This window comes from Azospirillum doebereinerae (assembly GCF_003989665.1).
GTDB classification, from domain to species: domain Bacteria; phylum Pseudomonadota; class Alphaproteobacteria; order Azospirillales; family Azospirillaceae; genus Azospirillum; species Azospirillum doebereinerae.
In genome coordinates this window covers 25,094-51,157 of sequence record NZ_RZIJ01000016.1, presented here as the reverse complement: position 1 = coordinate 51,157, position 26,064 = coordinate 25,094, and the positions used below count along the sequence as shown (strand labels likewise).

General features: G+C 71.9%; 19 protein-coding genes. 10 read left to right on the top strand and 9 right to left on the bottom strand.

The annotated features are described in order from the left end of the window. The first annotated feature begins 10 nt into the window (after positions 1 to 10). From EJ913_RS19180 to EJ913_RS19150, 7 genes are all read left to right on the top strand, one after another. Positions 11 to 2,365: a GumC family protein gene (locus tag EJ913_RS19180; protein WP_127000823.1), complete on the top strand. Its 2,355-nt coding sequence runs from the start codon at positions 11 to 13 to the stop codon at positions 2,363 to 2,365. A gap of 36 nt (positions 2,366 to 2,401) precedes the next feature. Continuing rightward, a complete protein-coding gene (locus tag EJ913_RS19175; RefSeq protein WP_127000821.1) occupies positions 2,402 to 3,559 on the top strand; it encodes a glycosyltransferase in 1,158 nt (385 codons plus the stop codon). A 49-nt stretch (positions 3,560 to 3,608) separates the two neighbouring features. Next, complete coding sequence (locus EJ913_RS19170) at positions 3,609 to 4,589, top strand: glycosyltransferase family 2 protein (RefSeq protein WP_127000819.1); 981 nt, start codon at positions 3,609 to 3,611, stop codon at positions 4,587 to 4,589. After that, positions 4,586 to 6,034, top strand: coding sequence for an O-antigen ligase family protein (locus tag EJ913_RS19165; protein WP_127000817.1), 1,449 nt, complete (start codon positions 4,586 to 4,588; stop codon positions 6,032 to 6,034). The genes EJ913_RS19170 and EJ913_RS19165 overlap by 4 nt, the downstream gene beginning before the upstream one ends. Then, entirely contained in the window at positions 6,031 to 7,239 is a 1,209-nt protein-coding gene (locus EJ913_RS19160) for a glycosyltransferase family 4 protein (protein ID WP_244939416.1), read from the top strand. The genes EJ913_RS19165 and EJ913_RS19160 overlap by 4 nt, the downstream gene beginning before the upstream one ends. Beyond that, on the top strand, positions 7,236 to 8,504 hold the full coding sequence (locus tag EJ913_RS19155) for a glycosyltransferase family 4 protein (RefSeq protein ID WP_127000815.1): 1,269 nt from the start codon (positions 7,236 to 7,238) through the stop codon (positions 8,502 to 8,504). The genes EJ913_RS19160 and EJ913_RS19155 overlap by 4 nt, the downstream gene beginning before the upstream one ends. A gap of 172 nt (positions 8,505 to 8,676) precedes the next feature. After that, positions 8,677 to 10,299 carry a DUF2190 family protein gene (locus tag EJ913_RS19150; protein ID WP_244939415.1) on the top strand — a complete coding sequence of 541 codons (1,623 nt, stop codon included), beginning with the start codon at positions 8,677 to 8,679 and terminating at the stop codon, positions 10,297 to 10,299. On the opposite strand, the gene EJ913_RS19145 is transcribed toward EJ913_RS19150, so the two are convergent. Then, positions 10,286 to 11,467 (bottom strand): glycosyltransferase family 4 protein, encoded by a 1,182-nt coding sequence (locus EJ913_RS19145; protein WP_127000811.1) that lies wholly within the window; start codon positions 11,465 to 11,467, stop codon positions 10,286 to 10,288. The genes EJ913_RS19150 and EJ913_RS19145 overlap by 14 nt on opposite strands. 323 nt (positions 11,468 to 11,790) lie before the next feature. Between EJ913_RS19145 and EJ913_RS19140 the strand changes: the two genes are divergently transcribed. Further along, entirely contained in the window at positions 11,791 to 14,487 is a 2,697-nt protein-coding gene (locus EJ913_RS19140) for a carbohydrate-binding domain-containing protein (protein ID WP_127000809.1), read from the top strand. A 64-nt stretch (positions 14,488 to 14,551) separates the two neighbouring features. Continuing rightward, on the top strand, positions 14,552 to 15,349 hold the full coding sequence (locus EJ913_RS19135; RefSeq protein ID WP_127000807.1) for a glucose 1-dehydrogenase: 798 nt from the start codon (positions 14,552 to 14,554) through the stop codon (positions 15,347 to 15,349). 19 nt (positions 15,350 to 15,368) lie between these two features. Here the strand turns inward: EJ913_RS19135 and EJ913_RS19130 are convergent, their stop codons facing one another. After that, positions 15,369 to 16,409, bottom strand: coding sequence for a lytic transglycosylase domain-containing protein (locus tag EJ913_RS19130; RefSeq protein ID WP_238520125.1), 1,041 nt, complete (start codon positions 16,407 to 16,409; stop codon positions 15,369 to 15,371). A 118-nt stretch (positions 16,410 to 16,527) separates the two neighbouring features. Further along, positions 16,528 to 16,908 carry a hypothetical protein gene (locus EJ913_RS19125; RefSeq protein WP_127000803.1) on the bottom strand — a complete coding sequence of 127 codons (381 nt, stop codon included), beginning with the start codon at positions 16,906 to 16,908 and terminating at the stop codon, positions 16,528 to 16,530. A gap of 172 nt (positions 16,909 to 17,080) precedes the next feature. Here EJ913_RS19125 and EJ913_RS19120 point away from each other — a divergent pair, with 172 nt between their 5' ends. After that, complete coding sequence (locus EJ913_RS19120; protein WP_127000801.1) at positions 17,081 to 18,127, top strand: hypothetical protein; 1,047 nt, start codon at positions 17,081 to 17,083, stop codon at positions 18,125 to 18,127. 56 nt (positions 18,128 to 18,183) lie between these two features. On the opposite strand, the gene EJ913_RS19115 is transcribed toward EJ913_RS19120, so the two are convergent. The 6 genes from EJ913_RS19115 to EJ913_RS19085 all read right to left on the bottom strand — a co-directional run bounded on the left by EJ913_RS19115 (position 18,184) and on the right by EJ913_RS19085 (position 25,927). After that, on the bottom strand, positions 18,184 to 19,185 hold the full coding sequence (locus EJ913_RS19115; protein ID WP_127000799.1) for an LLM class flavin-dependent oxidoreductase: 1,002 nt from the start codon (positions 19,183 to 19,185) through the stop codon (positions 18,184 to 18,186). Positions 19,186 to 19,327: 142 nt separating this feature from the next. Next, positions 19,328 to 20,449, bottom strand: a complete 1,122-nt coding sequence (locus EJ913_RS19110) for a DUF1513 domain-containing protein (protein WP_127000797.1) — start codon at positions 20,447 to 20,449, stop codon at positions 19,328 to 19,330. Between the two features lie 4 nt (positions 20,450 to 20,453). Continuing rightward, a complete protein-coding gene (locus EJ913_RS19105) occupies positions 20,454 to 21,569 on the bottom strand; it encodes an imelysin family protein (protein WP_238520129.1) in 1,116 nt (371 codons plus the stop codon). 215 nt (positions 21,570 to 21,784) lie between these two features. After that, positions 21,785 to 23,071, bottom strand: a complete 1,287-nt coding sequence (locus EJ913_RS19095) for a di-heme oxidoredictase family protein (RefSeq protein ID WP_238520130.1) — start codon at positions 23,069 to 23,071, stop codon at positions 21,785 to 21,787. Then, the gene (locus EJ913_RS19090) at positions 23,064 to 24,515 is read right to left on the bottom strand and encodes a multicopper oxidase family protein (protein WP_127000791.1); all 1,452 of its coding nucleotides are present in this window, start codon (positions 24,513 to 24,515) and stop codon (positions 23,064 to 23,066) included. Before EJ913_RS19090 ends, EJ913_RS19095 begins: the two co-directional genes overlap by 8 nt. Before the next feature lie 131 nt (positions 24,516 to 24,646). Beyond that, positions 24,647 to 25,927 carry an imelysin family protein gene (locus EJ913_RS19085; protein WP_127000789.1) on the bottom strand — a complete coding sequence of 427 codons (1,281 nt, stop codon included), beginning with the start codon at positions 25,925 to 25,927 and terminating at the stop codon, positions 24,647 to 24,649. Between the last annotated feature and the right edge of the window lie 137 nt (positions 25,928 to 26,064).

Below are 26,064 nucleotides of genomic sequence, written 5' to 3'. Positions count from 1 at the left end.
GTTCCCGCCCATGGAAGCATCGGAACATCGGCTGCCGCCCGGCGCGCCCGGATTTGTGGCGCCACCGGTCGGACCGGGCGCCGACAAGGTCGACGTGAAGCGGCTGGCCCAGACGCTGTGGCGGCAGAAGCTGCTGATCCTCACGATCATGGCGGTCCTGTGGATCCCGGCGCTGCTGCTGATCAACGCGATGACGCCGGTCTACAGCGCCTCCTCGGTTCTGGTCATCGACCCCCGGCTCAACCGGATCATCAACATCCCCTCGGTCACCGAGCCGATGGGCATCTACGTCGACACGGTGAACACCGAGGTCGAGATCCTGCGCTCCCGCGATCTGGCCCGCCGCGTCGTCGAGACGCTGTCGCTGGCCGACGAGCCGGAATACGGCCGCCTGAACGCGCCCTCCGCCGGGCTGGGCGGCGTCGCCGACTCCATCGCCCGCGGCGTCCGCGACGGGTTCGCCCGCGCCGGCGCCGCGCTGACCGCCGCGGCTCCCTGGCTCGGCCCCACCCCGCCCCTCGCGCCGCCGGGCGCCAAGGCCCCGGTGGAGGACACGACCGCGGCCGCCAACGCCGCGGACGAGGCGCGCAACCGCCTGATCGACGCCTTTCAGAAGAACCTGCGCATCGCGCCCGGCGTGCAGTCGCGGGCGATCCGCATCAGCTTCGACGCCCAGGACCCGCAGCTCGCCGCCCGCGTCGCCAACGCGGTGGTCGACGTCTACGCCTCCATGCAGACCGAGGCCAAGCGCGCCGCCACCGTCCAGGCCACCGAGTGGCTGCAATCGCGGCTGGACGAGCTGCGCGCCGACATGACCGCCACCGGTCAGGCGACGGTGGAGGCGATGCGCTCGGAAACCGGCCTGATGCGGGGCCGCGAGGCGCCGCTGGTGACCGAGGAGATGTCGGCCCTGAACGCGCAGCTCAGCGAGGCGCGCACCGCCCACGCCAACGCCCAGGCCCGCCTCCAGCAGATCCTCGCCGTCAAGCCCGACGGCAAGGACGCCCTGGCCGGCGCCGAGATCACCGGCAACCCGCTGATCGCCGCCCTGCGCCAGCGTCAGGCGACCCTGCGCGCCCAGCTGGCCGAGCTGCGCGAGCAGTACGGCGAGCGCCACCCGGCGCTGACCCGCCCCGCCGCCGAGCTGCGCGACCTCAACGCCTCCATCGCGGCGGAGACCGACCGCGTGGTGCGCGGCCTGCGCGGCGAGGTCGAGCAGCAGCTCAGCAAGGTCCAGGACCTGACCCGCCGGATGGAGGCGTTGCGCGGCAACGCCGTGGACGCGCTCCAGGCCGACGTGCAACTGCGCCAGTTGCAGCGGCAGGCCGACGCGTCGGACGACAATTACCGCCGCGCCGTCACCCGGCTGAAGGAGACCCAGGTGCTGGAGGCGTTGCAGATGACGCCGGACGTGCGGCTGGTCTCGGCGGCGACGGTGCCCTTCGCGCCGGTCGGCCCCGGCAAGACGGTGCTGGCGGGTCTCGCCGCCGTGATCTGCGGCGCGCTGGCGATCGGCGTCGCCCTGACGCGGACGATGATGCAGCGCGGCGTCTACAGCTCCCATCAGGTCGAGGCGCTGCTGGGGTTGCCGGCGGTCGGCATCGTGCCGCTTTTGGGGCGCGAGGGGCTCGGCCGCAAGGGGCTGGGCAAGGCGGGCGCCCGCGCCACCCGCAAGGGCGGCGACTTCGCCGAGGCGGTGTGGCGGCTCTGCGCCCGCCTGAAGCTGATCGGCGCCCCCGGCGAGCCGGTGCCCGACAAGGGTGGCGAGGTCATCATGCTGACCTCCTCGGTCGCGGGCGAGGGCAAGACGACGCTGGCCGTGGCGCTCGGCGCCTTCCTGGCCGACACCGGGCTGCGCGTGGTCATCGTCGACTGCGACACCCGCCGCCCGGCGATCCACCGCCTGCTGGGATCCGCGCAACCGAACGCCGGGCTGACCGATCTTCTGGGCGGCGACGCCACGCTGGAGGAGGCGCTGGGCCACGACGACCGCCGCCGCGTCGCGGTGATCGCCGCCGGGCGCCCCACCGCCCGCCCGCACACCCTGCTGGGGTCCAAGGCGATGCTGTCGCTGCTGGTCGAGCTGTCGGGACGCTACGACGTGGTGATCCTCGACACGCCGCCGGTGCTGTCGGCGTCGGACGCGCTGATCCTGGCGCCGATGGCCGACCGGGTCCTCTACGTCGTGCGCTGGGCGCGCACCGCCTCCAGCCTCGCCGGGGCCGGGATCAAGCAGCTGCGCGAGGTCGGTGGGCGGGTGACCGGGGCCGTGCTGTCGATGGTCAACGTCCGCGACCACGCGAACCTCGAATACGGCGTCCGCCTGCCCAGCGGGCGGCCCTATCTGCTGCGTCAGACACCCTGACAACCACAAACTTCTGACGACCGAAGGATCCAAGCCATGAAAGTCGCCATCGTCCATTACTGGCTCGTCGGCATGCGCGGAGGGGAGAAGGTCCTGGACGCGCTCTGCGACCTTTACCCCGAGGCCGACGTGTTCACCCATGTCTACCGGCCCGACCGCATCTCGCCGGCCATCCGCCGGCACCGGGTGCGCACCACCTTCATCGACCGGCTGCCCTTCGCGCACAAGATGTACCAGAAATACCTGCCGCTGATGCCGCTGGCCCTGGAGCAGCTCGACCTCAGCGCCTACGATCTGGTCATCAGCAGCGAATCCGGCCCGGCCAAGGGCGTGCTGACCCGGCCCGACGCGCTGCACGTCTGCTACTGCCACACGCCGATGCGCTACGTGTGGAGCGGCTACCACGATTATCTGGCCTCCGCCGGGCCGCTGGTCCGCCCGCTGATGCCCTACGCGGTCCACCGGCTGCGGCAATGGGATCTGGCGACCGCCGCGCGGGTCGACCACTTCGTCGCCAATTCGACCACGGTGGCGCAGCGGATCTGGCGGGCCTACCGGCGCGACGCGACGGTCATCCACCCGCCGGTCGACGTCGACCGCTTTACCACCGACACCCCGCCCGGCGGCCATTACCTGTTCGTCAGCCAGCTGGTCCCCTACAAGCGCGCCGACGTCGCCATCGAGGCCTTCAACCGCATGGGCAAGTCGTTGATCGTCGTCGGCGAGGGGGAGGAGTACAAGCGCCTCAAGCAGATGGCCGGGCCGACCGTCTGGCTGGCCGGCCATTGCTCGGCCGAGGAGCTGGCCCGGCACTACGCCGAATGCCGCGCGCTGGTCTTCACCGCCAACGAGGATTTCGGGATCGTCCCGGTCGAGGCGATGGCGTCCGGCCGCCCGGTGCTGGCGCTGCGGCGCGGCGGCGCCACCGAAACGGTGAAGGACGGCGTGACCGGTCTGTTCTTCGACGAGCAGACGCCCGAGGCGCTGATCGAGGCGGTCGAGCGCTACGAGGCCCAAGCCCACCGCTTCCATCCGACGATTTTGCACGAGCACGCCCGCCGCTTCGACGAACAGGTGTTCAAGGAGAAGATGCGCAGCGCCATCGACGGCTGGATGCACGCCGCCGCGCTGGAGTCTCCCCCGGTCCGCTACGCCGTCGAACCCCGCCCCCGCCCGGAACTGGCGCCGGCGTGACGCGCCCTCTCCCGAGGCGGGAGGGGGACAACCAAGGAGGGAGACCGCCATGCAGACCGAGACCCGTTTCCCCGTGACGGTGATCGTGCCGACCTACCGCCGGCCCGACCGTCTGGTCCACTGCCTTGCGGCGCTCACCCGGCAGACGCTGCCGCCGTCCCAGGTCGTCGTCACCGTGCGCCCGGAGGACACCCGCTCCGCCGACGCCGCGCAGGCGTTCGCGGAGGCCCTGCCGCTCGACATCGTCGCGGTGACAGTGCCGGGCGTGGTCGCCGCGATCAACCGCGGCATCGACCACGCGCGAGGCGCGGTCGTCGCCATCACCGACGACGACGCCGCCCCGCACCCCGACTGGCTGGAGCGCATCGAGGCGTGGTACCACGCCGACGACCGCATCGGCGGCGTCGGCGGCCGCGACCACGTCTTCCACGACGGCGTGCCCGAAACCGGCGCGGCGCGGGACGTCGGCCGGCTGCAATGGTTCGGCCGGGTGATCGGCAACCACCACATCGGCACCGGCCCCGCGCGCGACGTCGACGTGCTGAAGGGCGCCAACTGGAGCTTCCGGCGCTCGGCCATCGGCGACCTGCGCCTGAACACGCGGCTGCGCGGCACCGGCGCCCAGGTCCAGAACGAGCTGGATTTCTCGCTGCGGATGCGGCGGCGGGGCTGGCGGCTGGTCTACGACCCGAACGTCGCGGTCGATCATTTCCCCAGCACCCGCCACGACATCGACCGGCGCGGGGAGGCCGGCTTCCACCCGCAGGCCAAGGAGAACGCCGCCTTCAACGACACGCTGGCGCTGATGGCCCATTTCGGCCCGGCCAACCGCGCGGTCTTCGCCGCCTGGGCGCTGCTGGTCGGCACCAGCGAGTTTCCAGGGCTGGTCCAGGGGTTGCGGCTGGCCCTGCTGCGCCGCGACCGCCACGCGGCGGCCAAGCTGCGCGCCACCCTGCGCGGCCGCGTCGCCGGATTCCGCGACGGGAAGACGGACCGTCGAGAGAAAGATGGCCGGGAGACGGCGGCATGAGCGCCGCGAACGACATCGATACCGCATCGGCCTCTCCCGTTCCGGCCTCCGGCCTCGGCGGCGGGCTGCCCTCGCTCGCCAAGCTCGCGCCGACGGTCTTCTGGTTCCTGGTCGCCGCGATCCTGCTGGTCGGTCAGGCCGGGCTGCTCGGCCTCGTCTTTCCGGCCGGCGCCCTGGCGGTCGGCGCGCTGCTGGTGGCGCGCGATCCCGCCCGCTTCGTCGCCTTCACGTGGTGGCTGTGGTTCCTCACGCCCGAGATCCGCCGGCTGGTCGATTTCCAGAGCGGCTGGAGCAGCATCAGCCCGGTGATGGTCACCCCCTTCCTGGTCGGCGCGCTGACCTGGGGAACGCTGGCCGCCTATCTGCCGATGCTGCGCTACCGCGCCTATGTCGGCTTCGCGCCGGTGATCGCCGGGCTGCTCTACGCCTACGCGGTGGGCATCGCCCAGGCCGGCGCGGCGGCGGCGACCTTCGGGCTGCTGAACTGGCTGGTGCCGGTGACGCTGGGGATCTACGTCGCCTTCCATTGGCCGCTCTACCCGGAGATGCGCGACGCGGTGCTGCGCGCCTTCGTGCTGGGGCTGGTGGTGGTCGGCGGCTACGGCCTGATCCAGTATTTCGTCATGCCGCCCTGGGACGCCCGCTGGCTGGTCGACGTCGGCATGACCAACCAGGGCGATCCACTGCCGATGCGGGTGCGGGTGTTCAGCACGCTGAACTCGTCGGGGCCGCTGGCCTTCCTGCTGATCACCGGTCTGGCGCTGCTGCCGGCGGCGCGCGGTCCCCTGGTGCCGCTGGCCGGCGCGCTCGCCTTGGCCAGCCTGTTGCTGAGCCTGGTCCGCGCCGCGTGGCTGGGAGGGCTGTTCGCCTTCGCGTGGCTGCTGCTGACCATGCCGGGGCGCCACCGCCTGCGGCTGCTGGCCTTCGGGGCGGCGCTGCTGGTGGCGGCCTTGCCGCTGCTGGCGGTGCCCCGGATCAACGACGCCATCATGGCCCGCTTCGACTCGCTGAACTCCATGGAGAACGACCGCAGCTACCAGGAGCGGCAGGAGTTCTACGGCCGCTTCCTGGCCCAGGCGCTGACCGAGGTGGCCGGGGCCGGGCTCGGCACCGTGGACACCGCGACCAAGCTGTCGAACGACGGCCAGCTCGGCGTCATGGCCTATTTCGACAGCGGCGTGATGCGCGTCCCCTACGAGCTGGGCTGGTTCGGCACGTTGGGCTACGTCGGCGGCATCGTCGTGCTGCTGGTGGTGCTGCTGCGCCGGGGCGGAGCGCCGCCCGACCCGGCCGCTCGGTGCTGCGAGGCGGTGGTGCTGACCATGCTGGCCTGCATGGTCTTCGAGCACACGCTGGTGAAGGTGACGGGAGTCGGCTTCTGGTTCTTCCTGGGGCTGGGGCTGGCGGCGAAGACTCATGGCTTGGCGATGCGGGGGGTGCGATGAGCGACGCGATGAACGGTGCGGTGAGCGGCGGCCGGGCGGTGCTTCAACTGGGCCTCGGCTGGTTCCCCGAAAGCCATGGCGGGGCCGAGAACGTCTTCTACCACCTCGCCAACCATTTGCCGGGTGCCGGCTTCTCGGTGTTCGGGCTGGTGCTGGGCTCGGGGGCGGCGGAGGCGGAGAGCGGGCGGCGCGTCGCCTCCTTCGCGCCGCCCACGGCGTCGCTGCCCCGGCGGATGGCGGCGGCGCGGGCGGGGGTCGGCTCGGCGCTGCGCCGGCACGACCCCGATCTGGTGGCCTCGCATTTCGCGTTGAACACCGTCGCCGCTCTGCCCGCCCTGCGCCACCGCCCGCTGGTGGTGCATTTCCACGGCCCCTGGGCGCTGGAGAGCGCCGCCGAGGGCGCCGGCCCGCTGGCCGTCCGCCTGAAATTCCTGATCGAGCGGCTGGTCTACCGTCGCGCCGCCCGTTTCGTCGTGCTGTCGCGCGCCTTCGAGACGATCCTGCGCGAGCGCTACCGCGTGCCGGAAGAGCGCATTCACCGTGTGGCCGGCGGGGTCGACGCCACCCGCTTCGCCATCCCCGAGGACCGTCCCACGGCGCGCGAGCGGCTCGGCTGGCCGCAGGGACGGCCGATCGTCCTCACCGTGCGGCGGCTGGTGCGGCGCATGGGGCTGACGGCGCTGCTCGACGCCATGGTGGAACTGCGCGCCCGCGTGCCCGACGCGCTGCTGCTGATCGCGGGACGCGGCCCGGAGGAAGAGGCGCTGCGCGACCGCATCCAGGCGCTGGGGCTGGAGGACCATGTCCGGCTGCTCGGCTTCGTGCCCGACGCGCGGCTGCCGCTGGCCTACCGCGCCGCCGACCTCTGCGTGATGCCCTCGCAGGCGCTGGAGGGCTTCGGCCTGACCGCGCTGGAATCGCTGGCGGCGGGCACTCCGGTGCTGGTCACCCCGGTCGGCGGCCTGCCCGAGGTGGTGGAGGGGCTGGACGGTGACCTCGTCCTCGACGGCGCGGACGCTCCCGCGCTTGCCGCCGGGCTGGCCGAGGCGCTGACCGGCGCCCGCCGCCTGCCCGGCCGCGACGCCTGCCAGACCTACGCCCGCCGCCACTTCGACTGGCCGGTGATCGCCGCGCGGGTCGGGCGGGTCTACGACGGCGCGCTCGCCGAAACCGGGCTGCCATCGAACGACGGGCCGGCATCATGAGCACCGTCGTCATCCTCTGCGACCACGCGCACGCCTCGGGCGGCTTGGCGAAGGTCGCCATCGCCGGGGCGGCGGGCTTGGCGCGGCGCGGGCACCGCGTGGTCTTCGTCGCCGCCGTCGCCCCGGTCGCCGATGAGCTGAAAGCCGCGAACATCACGGTGCATTGCCTGGAGCAGACCGACCTGCTGGGTGCCGCCAGCCGGGTGGAGGCCGCCTTGCGCGGGGTGTGGAACGGCGTCGCGGCGCGGCGGCTGGCCGCCGTGATCGACGGCTGTCCCCCCGGCGACACCGTGCTGCACATCCACGGCTGGGCCAAGGCGCTGTCGCCCAGCGTCTTCCCGGTCTGCCGCCGATCGGGACTGCCGGTGCTGCTGACCCTGCATGATTATTTCCCGCTCTGCCCGAACGGCGCCTTCTTCGAGTTTCCCGCCGGGCGGAACTGCGAACGCCGCGCCCTGTCGGCCGCCTGCCTCACCACTTCCTGCGACGCCCGCGCGCCGCACCACAAGCTGTGGCGCGCGGCGCGCCACGCGGCCGGCGCGCTGTCGGGCGGATTCACGCGGGGGATGATTCTGGTCACGCTCAGCGACCGCCAGCGCGCCGTCGTCGCGCCGCACCTGCCGCCCGGCACCGCCACCGTCGCGATCCCGAACCCGGTCGAGGTGGAGAACCACGGCCCCGCCCCAGTGGCGGAAAACCGTCCCATGCTGTTCGTCGGCCGCCTGTCGCGCGAGAAGGGCGCCGCGCTGCTGGCCGAGGCGGCGGCGCTGGCCGGCGCGCCCGTGCGCTTCGTCGGCGACGGCGGCGAGGCCGGCGCGATCCGCCGCCACCGGCCGGACGCCGAGCTGACGGGCTGGCAAGGCGCTGCGGAGGTGCACGCGGCGATTCGGGGAGCGCGGGCGCTGGTGGTGCCGTCGCTGTGGTACGAGACCTTCGGGCTGGCCGCCTACGAGGCGTTGGCGAACGGCGTCCCCGTCGTCGTCAGCGACAATTGCGCGGCGGCGGAAGCGGTGGAGGAGGGCCGCAACGGCCTGCTGTTCCGCAGCGGCGACGCCGGCGATCTGGCGCGATGCCTGCGGGTGCTGGGCGACGGCGCGACGGCGGCGCGGATGGGGCGGGCGGCGCACGAGCGTTACTGGCGGGCGCCCTTCACGCTCGACCGCCACCTCGACCGGCTGGAGGAGGTCTACGCGCAGGCTCTGCGCGGGGGCGTCGTCGGGGCTGGCTCCGCCACGGCGATGCGGGTCGAGCCATGCACGCCGTGAGCGGGGGATGGGGCGCGTGTGTCTCCGCCCCCCTTCCAGCCGTTTCCCCCTCTCCCGCCTATGGCGCCAAAGCCCTCTCCCGCACCGGGAGAGGGAGCCAAAGGCGATTGCCCTGCCCCTGGGGAGAGGGGGGAAGAGGGGGCCGGCGCCAGGGAGGATGGGGCGGCGGGCCATGCCCATGACTCCCCCTCCCCGTTTCGGTCGCCGCGCGTTCCTCGGCGCGTCGGCCCTGCTGCTGGCCGGCGCAGCCCGCTCGCAGCCCGACCCCGGCGCCCTATCGCTGAAGGAGCGCGGCGCCGTCGGCGATGGGCGCAGCCACCCCCTGTCCGAACGCTTCCGCACCCTGCGCGACGCCCAGCGCGTTCACCCCCACGCCACCGCGCTCGACCAGGAAAGCGACTGGGCCGCCCTGCAGGGCGCGATCCTGGACCTCTCGCGTTCCGGCTTCGGTGGGACGGTGACGGTGCCGCCCGGCCGCTACCGGCTGAACGCCGACCTTGTGCTGCCCAACCTCGACCAAGGCGACGATTCCTTCAACGAGGTCGAGATTCGGGGCTCCGGCATGCGGTCCACGGTGCTGTCCTGGACCGAAGACCTGGGACCCGGCCGCTTCGCGTTGCGCGCCGGAAGCCGCGACGGCGGACCGGACCGCGACGGCTACCAGCGCACGCGGATCGCCGACCTGACGCTGCTGGGGCCGCGCCCCGGCAACCGGCCGGGCGACGCGCCGCCGGGGATGGGCGGTGTCGCCGTGACCTCGCGCTTCGTGCTGGACCGGCTGGGGATTTACGGGTTCCGCGCGGGCGTCGACGTGTGGCGCGACCATTCCTCGCTGCTGTCCTGCCAGATCGCCAAGAACCACGTCGGCGTTCACTGGTCGAAGGGGACGCGGAGCTTCGGCGACCATCTGCTGCTCGACGCGGATCTCGCCGGCAACACGCTGGCCTCCATCGCCGTGGATCCCGAAAACGGCATCGACCACAGCAGCTTCATCGGCTGCCATTTCGGCTTCTCGCCCTACGGCATCCTCGCCGAGGACGGCGCGCCGGCCCGCAGCTTCCTGTCCAACAACAAGCTGATCGACTGTGCCTTCGAGGCCTGCGGCAATGGCTGGATCCGGGGGCCGGAGGCGGAGATGCACGGCAACAGCCTGATCGGGTGCAGCGGGTCGCTGCTCCCCCGCTACCGGCTGGCGGGGCGGCCGGTCACCGGGCTGATCGTCGTGCGGACACTGGAGCGCAACCTGTTCCTCGGCGGCACCGCCAGCTTCGGCGACGGCACCCCCGGCATCGAGACCGCCGTCGTCGTCGCCGAGGACGCCGTCGGCAACCGCTTCGAGGACGGGGAGCAACTCGTCCGGATGGGCCGCGACGGCGGTCCGGACGGCGGCGTCCCGGCGCTGTCCATCGCCCGCGCCTGCCGCGCCAACCGCTTCCAGGCCGTGGAGTTCTCCGGCGAGTTCCTGCGCGTCGGCGAGGGCGGCGTCGCGGGCGGCGAACTGGTGCAACGCGACTACGACCGGGCGCGGCGGGCCGGGGCTGACAAGCCGGTGCTGGGCGTCGCCATGGCGGGCGGCCCGGCGGGCAACGTCGTTCCCATCGCCACCGCCGGTCAGGTTCCCGTCGCCAAGACCGCCGCCGCGATCCGCATGGGCGCCGTGCTGCGCCCCGCCGCCGGCCAGCCGCAGCGGGTGGACGCCGGAAACGGCGCGACCGCCCCCATCGGGATCGCAACCACCGACGCGGCGGAAGGCGCCGCCACGGTGACGGTCGAGCTGCGCCTCACAACGCGGTGAGCCGAGCCGGGCGGCGTTCAACGTCCAGGCCAGGGTCGCGCGGGCCGGCGGTCTCGATCAGGTCGGCGTGCTCGTTGGCGGTGACCACCCAGTCGTAGCGCTCGGCGACGGCGCGGGCGGCGGCGCCCATGCGGCGGCGCTCCGACGCGTCGCCGGCCAGGCGCCGCAGGGCCGCCACCAGATCGGCCGCCCGCTCCGGCTCGTCGAGCACGACGGCGGCCCCGTCGGCCAGCAGCCAGCTCGCCCCCGCCACCCGCGTGGTGACGACCGGCAGGCCGCTCGCCGCCGCCTCCAGCAGCACGAGGCCGAACGGCTCGTAGCGGGTCGGGAAGACGAACAGGTCGGCCGCCCGCATCAGCGCCGCCACGTCGCGGCGGTGGCCGAGGAAGCGCACCCGGCCCTCCAGCCCGAGGCGCGCCGACAGCGCCGGGAACGGCCCGCCCCGCGCGTCGCCGACCACGGCCAGCGCCAGATCCGGCACCGCCGTCAGCGCGTGCAGCACGCCGTCGAGATTCTTGCGGTCGCTCCGCGCGTCGCCGACGAACAGCGCGACCGCCCGGCCCGGCTCGAAGCCCAGCGCGGCGGGGTCGGGGGTGCCCGGCCGGAATTCCTCCGCGTCGACGCCGTTGTCGATCACCCGCACGCGGGCCGGGGCGACGCCGTCGGCCAGCAGCTCGTCGCGCACCGTGCGCGACACGGCGACCAGCCGCCCGGCGCGGCGGAAGCTCCAGCGCTCGAACCCGACGTTCAGCAGGGTATAGAGCGCGCGGTAGAGGCTAAGCGGTGTGATGCGCTTGCGGATCGGGTGGACGGGCGACCGCATCCAGGCGGAATGCACGAAATGGACGACGTTCACGTCCGACCGCGCCCAGCAGACGAAGCCGTTGACGACCACCCGGTCGATCTCCGCCCGCGCCGCCGCCAGGGCACGCCCGGCACGCCACGCGAAGATCTGGTCCTTGGCGAGCTGGGTCGGCACGCCGCCGCCCGACACGCGGATCCAGCGCAGCCGGGGATGGTCGCGAAGCTCCTGCTCCAGCTCGGAGGCGATGGCGAGGATGCTGTGCCCCCGGCGCAGCAGCTCGGCGACGACCACGGCGTTGACGCGGCCCTGCCCGTCGTGCCGGACGATCTTCTGGGTGACGAAGGCGATGCGCAAGGCGGGCATCTCCCGATCATCAGGGTTGTGGGATTGTGCAGCGCATTGCACCACGCCGTGGTGCCCTGACCAACCGGACGAACGGGCGGAGGCGGAGTCCATCCGACGTACACCCGACGACGGCGTGCGACCGCTTCCGTGTTCCAAGAAAACGCAAAATCCAATATCGGTTTCAAAAAGAAGAGTCAAAGAAGAGTCAAAATCATATCCCATCTTTATCATATGTGATCATCACAAATGAATGTCAAAAGCCGCTCGGCGAAAGAACATGACGGCTTCATCTCGGTTTTTGAAAAATTGTTCGATGAAGGGCCGTTGCAAGGATTAACAAAATGACAACGAATCAAAGCCGCCCGATCCAGGTGACCTTTGTGGTCGATGCCTGGGGACAGGCGGCGGGCGGCGTCTGGCCGCATCTGGCGCTGAAGCTGGACGGAACCACCATCGGACAGGCGACCGTCGCCTCCGCCACGGCCGGGCGCTACAGCGTCACCGCCCTGGTGGCCCCGGACACCGCGCACAGCCTGCAACTGGTCTATGACAACGACGGGCAGAAGAACGGCGAGGACCGCAACCTCTTCGTCCGCTCCGTCACCGTCAACGGCCAGACCATCGCGGCCACCGACGCCTCGGTCCGCTACGACAAGGGCGCGGTGGACGGCAAGGACGTGGTCAAGGGTCAGGAGGCGCTGTATTGGGGCGGCGCGCTGAACGTCGCGCTGCCGGCGACGCTGTTCCCCGCCCCGGCCCCGATCGCGACCCGTTCCACCGACATCGTGGTCAACGCCTGGGGCACCAGCGCCGGCGGCGTGCCGCCGCATTTCAAGCTGCTGATCGACGGCAAGGCGGTGGGCGAGGCCAAGGTCGCGACGACCGGTTCCGCTGCTTACGCCTTCAAGGTGGACGTCGATCCGACCCAGGCCCACAGGATCCAGATCCAGTACGACAACGACGGCGTCGTCAACGGGCAGGACCGCAGCCTCCACGTCGGCTCCATCGCCGTCAACGGCACGGTGATCCAGGCCACCGCCCCCACCGTCACCTACGACAAGGGCGCGCTGGACGGCCGCGACGTGGTCGCCGGCCAGACGGGCCTGTGGTGGAACGGCACGCTGGGCTTCGCCGTCGCCCGTGAGATCTTCGCCGCCCCGGTGGCGGCGCTCCCCGCCGCGCCCAAGCCCGACCGCGGCAACACAGGCAACGTCAGCTCCGACCGGCCGCCGCTGGCCGGCGAGGTCTCGACCATCTCCTGGGGCGCCGACCGCGGGCTGGCGCCCCAGCATCTGTTCTGGGAGTCCGTCCCCGACTACGCCAGCGCCGCGCACATGAAGGAGACGCGCGAACTCGCGGCCTCGCACGAAGCGGCCGGCGTGCTGCCGGTCATCGGCCTGCAGTCGTGGGAAGACACCATGGAGTATTCGCTGCCGGGCGGCCAATTCGCCAATCTGGCCGGGCACAAGGCCTGGGTGGCCTGGGTGCAGGCCCACCCGCAGTATCTCGGCCGCGACGCGCAGGGCGCCATCCACCACGCCACCGCCGCCGATCCTTACGGCTGGGGGTACGTCAGTCCCTTGATGCCGCTGGACGCGGCCGACGCGCCGGCCGGCTGGACCGGCGGCACCGCGCATTACGCCGACTGGCTGGCCGACAAGCTGGGCCGGCTCGCCGCCCACACCGGAACGCGCGGCTTCGAGTTCGCCGATTTCTACGACGGCAGCCCGCATTCCGGCGTGATGAACTCTTTCAACACGCGGATGATCGCCGAATTCTCGGCCAAGAGCGGGATCACGGTGGCCGGCTCCACCCTGGTCCAGCAGGCGGCGGACATCCGAGCCAACCACCCGACCGAATACCTCGACTACTTCGTGGACGGCTGGGCCTATGGCTGGAAGGCGCTGGACGAAGCCATCGTCAAGCACACGGGGAAGCCGGCGTGGCTGTCCACCCAGGTCTCCTTCACGCCGGCCGCGATGCGCGAATACGCCGGGGTGGACGTGCGGGTGCTGGGCGAGACGATGAACCTCAAGGACATCCTGTTCAACGTGCAGACGCTCGAACGCTTCGAGATGCAGCACAAGCAGGCCCCGGCCTCCTACGAGCAGGCGATGCTGGGCCTCCACGCCGCCCGCGCGCCGGAGGGCCATTACGGCCACATGCTGTCCTCGTCGGAGAACGACTATTGGGGCGCGGTGGACAGCCTCTACGCCGGCGTCGCCGGCACCGCCGCCCGCGACGAACTGGGTTGGGGCCGGCTGGAGCAGACCTGGCTGCAAAGCGGCTGGACCAACATCATGGACGCCGACGGCGGCATCCGCCGCGCGGCGGAATCCTGGTCGCGCAGCTACCACGACTGGGGGCAGGTCGAGGAGAGCTGGCTGAGCCTGCTGCGCGACATCGTGCCGACGCGCTCCTTCGGGCCGGCGCTCTACTACAGCGTCAACGCCGAGCGGGCGATGAACGCGCTGGAGCCGACCGGCAATGACATCGGCAACGCTTATCTGGGCGAGTTGCTGACCCCGATCACCAGGCTGCACGATGCCGGCGTTCCCTTCGGCACCTACGTCAGCGACGCGGCGCTGCCCAGCGTCACGGCGGCCAGCGCCCCCAGCGCCTGGATCATCCCGCAGCGGAGCTACAACGGGAAGGACCTGTTCACCGACGCCGAGATCAACGCCCTGAAGGCCACGGCCCCGGTGCTGGTGGGGGACGAGGCCATCGGCTACCGCCATCCCTTGAGCTTCACCGACAAGGACCCGGACGCGCAGATCACCGGCTATGGCTTCTACGACCAGAGCGACCGGCTGATCGTGGTGGCGTCGGACCGCGTCGATTTCGACGACACCGCCGCGCGCAAGGCGGTCGCCACCCATGTCGAACTGAGCCTGAAGGACGGTCATTACCGGGTGGAGGATCTGATCCACCACACCAGCCAGTCCTTCGACGTGCTGGGCGGCAGCGGCGGTTTCGACACCACCATCGCCCGCTGGGACACCGGCGTCTACGCGATCACGGCGGACCTGTCGGCGTAGCCGCCGGAACCTTCACCCCCCGCCGCCGTCTTCTCTTGGGAAACCGGGACGGGGGACACAGGCGATGGAATGCAGGCTCGACGGGCAGGTGGCGCTGGTCACCGGCGCCAGCTCCGGCTTGGGCGAGGCCATCGCCCGGCTCTACGCCGAGGCCGGGGCCAAGGTCGTCGTCAACTACCACTCCGGCGCGGAGCGGGCCGAGGAGCTGGTCCGCTCCATCGAGAGCGCCGGCGGTCAGGCCGTCGCCGTCGGCGGCGACGTGTCGGACGAGGGCGCGGTGGACCGGCTGTTCGCGCGCGCCGTCGACGCCTACGGCGCGGTGGACATCCTGGTCGCCAACTCCGGCCTGCAGAAGGATTCGGCCTTCGCCGAGATGAGCCTGACCGACTGGAAGACGGTGCTGGACGTCAACCTGACCGGCCAGTTCCTGTGCGCCCGCGCGGCGGTGCGCCGCTTCCGCCTGCAGGGCGACCGGGGCGTGTCGCGGGCCATCGGCAAGATCCTGTGCATGAGCTCGGTGCACGAGACCATCCCCTGGGCCGGCCACGCCAACTACGCCGCCTCCAAGGGCGGCATCTCCCTGCTGATGCGCAGCCTCGCCCAGGAGGTGGCGGGCGAGCGCATCCGGGTCAACGCCCTGGCCCCCGGCGCCATCCGCACCCCCATCAACGAGAAGGCGACGAGCGGCGAGGCGGGCGAGCGCCTGCTGAAGCTGATCCCCTACGGCCGCGTCGGCGACCCGGTGGACGTGGCGCGGGCGGCGCTGTTCCTGGCCTCGGACATGGCCGACTATCTGGTCGGCGCCACCCTGACGGTGGATGGCGGAATGACGCTGTATCCGGGCTTCCGGGACAACGGATAGCCCGTCCCCACGCCGATCCTCACGCCCCCGGCGCCACCACGAAGCACGCCATCCCGAGCCCGACCAGACCGCTGCACGCGGTGGCGGCGTCCTGCTGCGACAGGCCGGTCAGGCGGGCGCGGTAGAGCGGCCCCGTCTGGGTGTCCACCGACTGGACGATCTTCTGGGTGCGCGACAGCGCGCCGGGCAGCGAGCGGCGGGCGCGGTCGATCACCCGCGTGCTGTCCTCGGCCGACTTGAAGGCGCCGAGCTGAACCGTCCACACCCCGCCGCCGGAGCTTCCGCCCATCGACGGGGCCGGCGGCGAGACCCGCACGTCGGGCGGCGTGCTGTCGGGCGCCACCACCCGGACCGGACCGGACTGGGTGGCGATCGGCGACGGCAGGGCCGCGACGGTGACCGGCTGGCGCGCGGCCGGCGGGGTGTAGGCGGGCGGCGTGTACGGCGGCGGGGTGTACGCCGGCGGCGTGTAGGAGGGCGCGGCGGCCGCTGGCGGAGCCGAATAGGGCGCCGCTTCCGTGGCGCTGACCAGCACGATGTCGGTGCCGGTCGGCGACGGGGTGCGGTTCAGGCGCGGGCCGACCGAGGCGATGTAGCGCTTGGTCTCGCCGGGCAGGCTGCGCTTGCCGGCCAGATAGTCGCCGTAGCAGCCCGGCCCGCAGTTGTAGGCGCCGAGGAACCCCGGCGCGCCGAACAGGTTGTACATCTCGCGCAGATAGGCGGTGCCGGCGACGATGTTGTCGTGCGGATCGTAGGGGTCGGAGCCGAGGTCGTGCTTGCGCCGCATCTCGTCGTAGGTGGCCGGCATCACCTGCATCAGCCCCATGGCGCCGGCCTTGCTGACGATGGGGCGCCCGTTCATGGTGGTGCGCCCGCCGCTCTCCTGGCGGATGACCTCGCGGATCCACAGCTCCGGCATGTCGAAACGCTTGGAGGCCTCCGCGACATGCGCGTCGATCTCGGCCTGGGACACGCTGCGCGGCCCGCTGCCGCCGCTGGCGCAGGCGGACAGGATGGCGGACAAAACGGCACAGGCCAGCAACGGCTTCACGCGACGCACGGGAGCCCTCATTCTCTTCCCACGAACCCACTCAATTTGGAGGGGGGACGATTGCACATCCACGCCGGCCCGTAAACCGTCGGCGCTGTGACCTTCGCCCAAGGTGGAGGTGGTGGGATTACGAATCGGAGAGGCGATCCAGGCTCAATTCGCGCAGCAGCCGTTCCTTCGCGGTGCTGCCGCTGCCGGGCGCGGCGCGGCGGCCCAGGCGCCGCAGCAGGCCGGACGCGCCCTTGGCCCCTTCCCGCCCGGCCGCCCGTTCCGCCTCGCGCCGGGCCAACTGGGCGGCGCGTTCGGCCAGCGGCAGCCGCAGCCGGTCGGGCAGCGCCTTGAAGGCGAGGTCGGCGCGCTTGAGATCGACCGCCGCCTCGGTGGAGCGGGCGATGCGCAACGCGATCCGAAACAGGTCGAGCTCCCACGAATCCGCCCCGTCGTGCGGCAGCGTCTCCGCCGCGAGCAGCAGCGTGTCCAGCCCCTTGCCGTCCTCTCCCCCGTCCATCCCCGCCCTTCGCGCTCCCGGTTTTCCCGCCCCTCCATAAAAGCCGGTCGCGGCGCCCGGCGGGTGTGTCAATTCTTCCGGGGAGATCCGCGGGCCTCCCCCCAAGAGGACGGTCGACAGCGCGCCGCGCCGCTCCTATGGTCGCCGCGAACGAGCGTTGGGGACGGGCATCATGGCGAAGCGGAACGACGGGGCGAACGGCAGCGGCGGAAAAGGCGGCTCCTTCACGGGCACGCCGGCCGACCGGCTGATCAGGTTGTGGCGCAGCAACGACCAGCGCTTCGGCGTGCTGCTGGACGAGGTGCTCGATTCCGGCCGCCAGCCGGTGATCGAGGCCGCCATCGCCAAGCTGCGCGAGGACGAATCCTACGCCTTCATCGACGAGGTCGACGCCTTCTCCGAGACGCTCCAGCGCACCGACAGCTACGGCGACCCGTCGACGGTGACGCTGTTCTGGCTGGCCGTGGAGGTCGAGGGCGATCTGACCGAGGCCCCGCCGGCCGAGGCCATCGAGCGCGCGCTCGACTCGTCGGGCCTGCTGGAGAACGCCGCCGACACCCGCCTGCTGCCGCTGTGGCTGGACCCGGAGCCGCTGGCCTATCTGGAGGCCGCCGACCGCCGCACCCTGCTGCACCGCCTGCTGGCCTCGACCGACGAGGCCGCCGACTTCGTGCGCAAGCAGGACCTGCTGGCCCCCGTCCTGCCCGCCGAGGACACCCCCGGCCCGCGCTTCGTCGCCGTGGTCGGGCTGGTCGAGGAGAGCGATGACGCCAGCGCCGCCTCGGCCGAGGCGATCCCCGACCCGCTGAACTTCGGCCTGCCGCAGGCCGAGGAGCCGGAGATCGACCCGGCGGAGGAACTGCGGATCAAGGAGGCGATGGCCGCCTTCTCCGACGCGGTGCGCGCGGCCGACCCGCGCGTGCGGCGCTGCGAGCCGATCGGCGGGCTGACCGATCTGCTGGACTTCACGGCGGACGAGGCGTGGCAGGCCGACGGTGAGCTGGACGAGGTGGCGGATTTCCTCGACATCGCCAGCAACGAGACCGCCGACGGCGTGATCGACGCGACGGTGGCCGACACGGTCGCCGGCTTGCACGTCCGCGCCTACGATTCGGAAGGCCGTCTGCTGGACGACCGCCTGTTCACGCTGGAAGGCGAACAGGCGGCGGGTGCCCTGGCGCTGCTCAAGCGGCGTTGCCGAAAGGTCACCGGGGCGTAAGAGGTCACGCCGCTTGCCCCCTCCTGCGCTGGGCGGGGGAGGGGGGAAAGACCCCGCTAGGCAACGCTCCCCAACCGGTCCCGCACCTCCGCCCCGATCTGGAACGAGCGCAGGCGGGCGGCGTGGTCGAAGATCTGGCCGGCGAGGATCACCTCGTCGGGCTGGGTGGCGCGGATGACCTCGCGCAGCCGGGACTCCACCATGTCGGGCGTCCCCACGGCGGACACCGCGAGCGCGCGCTCCACCATGGCCTGCTCGCCCGGCCGCCAGAAGGTGTTGATATCGTCAATCGGGGCCGGCAGCGGTCCCGGCGTGCCGCGCCGCAGGTTGGCGAACTGCTGCTGGGCGGAGCTGAACAGCCGCCGCGCCTCGGTCTCGGTGTCGGCGGCGAACAGGTTGACCGCGACCATCGCGTGCGGGCGGTCGAGCGCCGCCGAGGGCTCGAAGCGGGCGCGGTAGATGGCGAAGGCCTCCATCAGCATGTCCGGCGCGAAATGCGAGGCGAAGGCGAAGGGCAGGCCCATCATCGCCGCCAACTGCGCGCTGAACAGGCTGGAGCCGAGCAGCCAGATCGGCACCAACAGCCCGGCGCCCGGCACGGCGCGGATCGGCTGGTTGGGCTCGGGCTCCTCGAAATACATCTGGAGTTCGACGACATCCTGCGGGAAGCGGTCGCCGTTGTCGCTGCGGTCGCGGCGCAGGGCGCGGGCGGTCATCATGTCGGTTCCCGGCGCCCGGCCGAGGCCGAGGTCGATGCGGCCGGGGAACAGCGAGGCCAGCGTGCCGAACTGCTCGGCGATCACCAGCGGGGCGTGGTTGGGCAGCATGATTCCGCCCGAGCCGACGCGGATGGTCTTGGTCCCGGCGGCGACGTGGCCGATGACCACGGCGGTGGCGGCGCTGGCGATGCCCGGCATGTTGTGGTGCTCGGCCAGCCAGTAGCGCTTGTACCCCCAGGCCTCGGCGTGCTGGGCGAGGTCCAGCGTGTTGCGGAAGGAATCCGCCGCCGTCGCCCCCTGGACGATCGGGCTGAGGTCGAGAACGGAAAAGGGAATCATGGGCTTGTCCATCGTCGGGGGGCGTCGGGAGGGCGGTTGGCCTTGCCCTTGAGAGGGTAGGAGTCCGCCCGGCGTCGTTCAATCCGCGCCCGGCGCGGGTCTGCCCCGCCGCCGGCCGCTCCGTCGATGGAGGAAAGAGCCGTCAGACCCGCGTCAGGTGGTTGTCCCAGCGGTAGGCCGGGGTGCGCCGCTCGGCCGCCGCTGCCGCGTCCCTGGCCGACAGCGTCTCGATCACGCCGAGGCCGCTGGTGGCGACGAAGCCCTCCCTGCCGGCGGCCAGACCGCAGCCGTCGGGCAGCTTGGTGGAGCCGAGCCAGTCGCCGCTCGCCCCGTCCCACAGCGCGATCAGCCCGCCCTTGGGCGAACTGGCGGCGAGCACCTTCCCGTCCGAGGCGACGCTGCCGATGTAGCCGTCCAGGGTGATCAGCAGGTCTTCCGGGGCGTCGAACAGGCGTGGGGCCGGTCCGCCCGGCTTGTGGGTGCCGGTCAGCGGCTGGAGTTCGCCGTTCGGGCGCTCGTCCTGCACGCCGAACGCGATGGCGCCGTCGTCGAGCAGGGCGATGTGGCGCATGCCGAGGTTGGAATGCTCCGCCGGCAGCCGGGCCTTGTCGATCAGCCGGCCGGTCGCCGCCTCGACATAGGTCAGGCTGCTGTCCATCTCGTCGAGGTTCAGCTTGGCGCGGCCGGTGTCGGGATGGGTGATGACGCCGCCGTTGGCGACGGCCAGCACCGCGCCGTCCGCCATCAGCAGCAGTTCGTGCGGCCCCAGCCCGTGCGTCGGCAGGGCGCCCAGCCGGCGGTAGCCGTCGTTGGCGTCGTAGACGCCGATGGCGCCGACCTCGTTCGGCACGTCATCCTCGGCGACGTAGAGCAGCGCCCCGTCGGCGGAGAACACCCCGTGGCCGGTGAAGCGGCGGTCGTCCGGTGCCTTCACCACCGCGCCCGGCGCGCCGTCCGTCAGCGACAGCGGCATGAACCAGCGGCCCGGCCGGCGGGCGAAGGCGACGGCCTCGGCGCGGGTCGGGTGCGGCTCGATGGCGTGGGCGCGGCCCGGCGTCGGCGTGGTGAACAGCACCGCGCCGGCCTCGCCGAGCCCGGCGACGCCGAAGTCCGGCGTTGCCCCGGCGGTGGCGTAGGCGTTGAGATAGACTGGTTTGCCCCCGGCGCCCAGCGCGCGGGCGAGGCCGGAAAAGGCGTCGAGCAGGCCGCTGCCGAGTGCCCCGCCGCCCAGCAGGCCCATGATGTTCCGGCGGTTCAGCGTCATGGCCTCAGTCCCCGTCCAACTCGTTGAAGCCCAGCGTGATCTCCAGCAGCGGGGCCAGCGTGCCCAGCATCTCGACCCGCGCCGCCTTGATCAGGCGCAGCGCGCCGTCCGCCTTCTTGTGCAGCGCCGGGTCGGCGACCGCGACGTTCAGCGGGGCCGGGATCGCCGCCGCCGCGCCGATGGCGGCGGCGAAGCTCTCGTCGAGGGCTTGGCGGGCGGTGGCGCCGTCCGCGTTGGCGGGCAGCAGCGACGCGAAGCCGGGGCCGTCGGCCTCGCCCAGCATCAGCGCCCGCATCGCTTCCAGGTTGAGGACGATGTTGCGCACGGAGCGGCCGCTGCGCAGCGCCTCGACCACCGCCGGCTTGGCCTCGGTCACGCCGGTGCCGAGCGGGGCCATCAGCTTCTGGTCGACGACGATCTGCATGGCGGTGATCGCGGAGGCGAACAGCGTGTTGACCGCTTCCGCCGGGGTCGGGCCGAGGATGGTCGGCTCCCCGGCGGCCAGCGGCCCCTCGAGCGCCTTCCAGCCGTCGCGCGAATCGGCGGCCATGGCGGCGAGGTTGCGGGCGGCGGCCACGGCCAGGGCGCCACGGAAGCGCTTGGCGTCGTCGCCGGTGAAGGCGTCGGCGGTGACGTTCTCGTCGAACAGCAGGCGCTCCAGCACCGTCAGCCCCTGCACGGCGGCGCTCTGGCGGGCGAGCGCGCCCGGCTCCAGAAGCTTCGGGTTGCGGTCGCGCAGGATCTGGGCGATCTGGCGCTGGACCACGCCCGGCCGCTCGGGCCAGAAGGAGATGCGGTCGGCGCGCAGATCCATGGTCAGCGGGCCGGGGCGCAAATGCTGCACGCTGGCCCAGGCGTCGGTCACGGCGCGGTGGGCGGCGCGGCTCTCCTCCAGCCCGGCGGCGTCGGGGGAGGCGGCGAAGCGGTCGAGCCGCTCGGCGTAGGCCGTGGCCGCCGTGGCGAAGGCCTCGAAGCGGGGCAGGGCGTGGGTGCGGGTCATGCCGACCAGGAAGGCGGTGTCCCTGGACGCCTCGCGCGCGGCCCGCGCCGAACGCGACGGCAGCAGGGCCGCCACGGCGGCGGCGGCGGACATCAGACCAAGCAGGACGCGGCGTCGCATCGTTTCATCCTCGTTGCCGTTCGGCGGGCCGGGGGCAAAGCCGTCGCGTGAAGGCGTGGGGCTGGCTTGGTCCCTCTCCCCTTGTGGGAGAGGGGTTGGGGTGAGGGGTCGCAAGTCTCCTTTCCGCCTTCGGCGGAACACCCCTCATCCCAACCCTTCTCCCGCAAGGGGAGAAGGGCATTTCAGCGCCCATACGCCTTTGCCCTTTCCCTTCTTTACAAACCCAGCACGTAGCGCACCAGACGTTTCCGCGCGTCGCGCGGCAAATCCATGAAATTCTTGCGGGCTTTTTCCGCCTCGCCGCCGTGCCACAGGATCGCCTCGGTCACGCTGCGGGCGCGGCCGTCGTGCAGCAGCGACAGGCGGCCGTCGTCCTTGGCGAGGCGATTCAGCCCCCACAGCGGCGTCGTGCGCCAGTCGCGCCCGCGCGCCTCGCCCATCGGCACCTCGTCGGCCAGACCGTCGCCCATGTCGTGCAGCAGCAGGTCGCTGTGCGGGAAGATCACCTGCTTCGACAGCGTCGGGTGCGCCGGATCCGCGCCCGTCGTGTAGGACGGGCGGTGGCAGGCGGCGCAGCCGGTGGCGGCGAACAGCGCGCCACCGGCCTTGTCCTTCGGCGCCTCCAGGCTGCCGTCGGGCGGCAGGGTGCGCAGGTAGGCGTCGATCAGCCCGATGACGGTGGAGGGAATCTCCAGCCCCTCGAACTGCTTGGAATCGCCGTGATGCGCCTCGCGGCAGGCGGTCTGGGCCGGGGTGCAGTCGCCCCACGGCTCGCGGTAGTCGGGGGTGGACATGCCGATGTCGAGGCTGAAGGCTTCGGCGTCCTGCTGGGCGAGGGTCGGGTGGGTGGCCTTCCAGCCGAAGCGGCCGATCCGGGGAACGCCGTCCATGGGCACGCGGTTGGGCCGGCCGGCGACCACGCCGTCGCGGGACTGGCGGTCGGCCTCGGCCTGGAGCTCGGCCTCGGGGATCAGGTCGAGCAGCCCCATGCCGTGGACACGGGGGGAGACGCGAGCCGACAGCGCCGTCGCCTCGGCGAGTGGGCCGTAGCCCAGATCTTTCACCCCATGCGTCGGGCGGCGCAGGCGGACCGTCTCGCCGTCGGGAAAGCGGACGGTCTCCTCGCGGTACGCGACGGTCGGGCGCCCCTCGATGACTTGGCCAAGGATGGCGTTGGACTGGATCTGCCGGCCGTAGACCGGGTCGCCGCTCAGCTTCAGGGCGAAGCCGACGCCCTGGTCGCCCTCGGAGGCTGGGTCGGGCGGGCGCCCGCCACCGCCCCTGGGGTGGCAGGTGGCGCAGGAGCGCGCGTTGTAGAGCGGCCCCAGCCCGTCCGCCGCCTGGGTGGCGGTGGGGGCGGCGACCCACATGCGGCGGAACAGCCCCTCGCCGATGCGGCTGTCCAGGCTGTCGGCGGCGAACGCGGCACCGGCGGGAACCAGCGCCAGCAGCAGGGCGGCGGTGGCGAGGAGGGGACGGCGCTTCGAAGCGGTGTCAGGCAACGCGGATATACCCCATCATGCCGGTGTCCTGATGCTCGATGATGTGGCAGTGGAACATCCAGTCGCCGGGGTTGTCGGCCTTGATGGCGACGCGCAGCCGCTCCTTGGGCTCCAGCAGCACCGTGTCGGCGTGGTGCGGCACCACCTTGCGCCCGTCCGAGGACAGCACCTTGAAGGTGTAGCCGTGGATGTGGATCGGGTGCAGATGGGGCGTCAGGTTGGCCAGCTCGAAGACGTAGCTGCGGCCCTTGTCCAGCGTGACGAGGGGCGGCGGCAGCCGTTCGTGCCCGCCCTCCGGCCAGCTCTGCTGGTTGATCGCCCAGAAGGTCTTCGCCGCCAGACAGCGCGCGTCGGCCTCGGGCAGCGTCGTCAGCAGGGCGCTGTCGAAGACCTGCGGCGCGGCGGCGGCCGAGAAGGCCATGGGGACGACCTGCGCCGTTTTCAGATCCGGTTCGGGAATGTCGGCGGCCGGCAAGGCGCGCGGGGCGAAGCGTTTATTCGGCAGCGCCGGACCGGTGGCGCGGAAGGTGGCCAGCGGCTTCGGTTCGGCGGAATAGACGTTGGTCAGGCGCAGCGTCTTGCCGGCCTCCTTCGGCGCGCGGAACACCACGTCGAGCCGCATCGCCGGGGCCATCGGCCAGCCGTCGAGCGGGCGGGGCGGCAGCGGGTTGCCGTCCACCGCGATGATCCAGGCGCCGCCGCCGTTTTCGGTCCCCTCGACCCGCAGGTCGATCACGCGGCTGCTGTCGACGTTGTAGAGCCGGGCGCGGACGTCGCCGTTGGCCGGCACGTCGATCACCGGGTCGATCTCGCCGTTGACGGTGGAAACGGTGCCGAAGGTACCGGCGCGCGACGCGCCCCGGTCGCTGGTGAACTCCCCGAAGGCGCCGGTCGCCTTGTCGAGGATCCAGTCCTTGACCATGCAGACGAGGTCGGCGTCGAACTTCGGCCCGCCCTCCTCCTCGACGATCAGGGCGCCGGCCAAGCCGCGCCCCAGCAGCTCCACCGTGTTGCAATGAGGGTGGAAGAAGAAGGAGCCGGAATCGGGCGGCGTGAATTCGTAGGTGTGGCGCTCGCCGGGCCGGGTCACGGCTTGCGTCAGGAAGGGGACGCCGTCCTCGGCGTTGGGCAGGCGGATGCCGTGCCAGTGGATCGAGGTGTGCTCGTCCAGCCCGTTGACCAGCGTGGCGCGCAGCCGCTGCCCCTTGCGCAGGCGGATGACCGGGCCGGGGAAGCGCTCGGCGTAGGTGATCAGGGGCGAGGGGGCCGCTGGCTCCGGCAGGATGCGCTGGAGACGCGGCTTGGCGAGCAGCTCGACCTCGACCAAGTCGGTGCTCGCGGCGGCGAGGCTGCGTCCGCCCGCCACCGCCGCCGCCGCCAGAACCGTCCCCCCGGCGCGCAGGAGGGTGCGGCGGGACAGGCGGGGGGCGAGGAAAGCGGGCATGGCGGGCGTCCGAAGAAACAAACGATAGAGCAGAAGACAGGGTCCGGTCCCGCCCGTCGCGGCCGTTCGGCCCGGAAGGGAAGAAGGGGCGTCCCGGCGCGAAGCGCGGGACCGGACCCTATGGCCGGAGCTTACTTGGCCACCTTGGACGGATCGTCGAGGCTGTCGGAGCCCTTGACCTCGACCGACACGCCGAGCGCCGCGACGGCGCCTTCCAGCGCCTTCTTCTGGCCGACCAGACCCTCGACCGCGTCGGCGACCAGCTTGTTGCCCTCGGCGTTGTCGGCGCCGATCATCTGGTCGTAGGCCATCTTGTGGCTGTCGGCGGTGTCCTTGATCGCCTGCATCGCGGCGGTGGTCACGCCCATCGCCTGCTTGACCTTGGCGTCGGCGTCGGCCGACTTGGCCGCGACCAGCTGCGACAGCGACGCGCCCGTCACCACCTTGCCGTCGGTCCGCTTGTAGGTGCCGCCATAGACGTTCACCATGCCGACCTGGTCGTAGTAGTGCGAGTTGTGCGTGTTGTCGGAGAAGCAGTCGTGCTCCTCTTCCGGATCGTGCAGCATCAGGCCGAGCTTCATGCGCTCGCCGGCCAGCTCGCCGTAGCTGAGCGAGCCCAGCCCGGTCAGCATGCGGGCGATGCCCTCCTCGTCCTTGGCCTTGGCGATGGAGGCGCGGGCCTTGCCCTTGGGACCCCAGTCGGCGACCATCTCGCCCAGATCCTCGACCAGCATCTGGCTGGCGACGGTCAGGTACTGCGCGCGGCGGTCGCAATGGCCGTTGGTGCAGTCCTTGCCCTTGGCGTAGTCGGTCGCCTTGCGCTCGCCGGCACCCGGACCCGTGCCGTGCAGGTCCTGGCCCCACAGCAGGAATTCCACCGCGTGGTAGCCGGTGGCGACGTTCGCCTCGACCTTCCCGGCCTCGTGCAGCTTGTCGGCCAACAGTTCCTTGGTGATCTTGGTGGCGTTGATCGTCTTGCCGCCGGCGGTGATCTTCGCGTTGGCGATGACGTTGGCCTTGGCGTAGGGGTTGCTCTCGCCGCCGCCGTAGCCCTCGTCGACGTAGTCGATCAGGCCCTCGTCGAGCGGCCAGGCGTTGACCTTGCCTTCCCAGGCGTCGACGATCGGGTTGCCGAAGCGGAAGGCCTCGGTCTGCATGTAGGGCACGCGGGCGTTCAGCCACGCGGTGCGGGCCTTGGCGAGGTTTTCCTCGGTCGGGTTCTTGACCAGCGCGTCGATGGCGGTCTTCAGAACCTTGGCGCCGTTGGCGGCGTCCTCGTAGGCGGCGTGGGCGATGTCGGCGTAGGTCTTCGCGACGTCCTTGTAGGCCGGCTTGGCCGTCTGGGCGGTGGCGGCGAAGGGCAGCAGAGCAACAACGGCCACGGCGGCAAGGCCGGCAGCGCGCTTCGACATGGAGGTCTCCTCGAACGTCGGTTACGTCGGTGGGCTTAAGGATGGGCTGAGGCGAGTGCGTGCTGTTTTGAGGGAATAACGTCGCGAATCATTCTCAGTGTCAAGCCCTATCCTTATTGGGGGTACTCACAATCGCG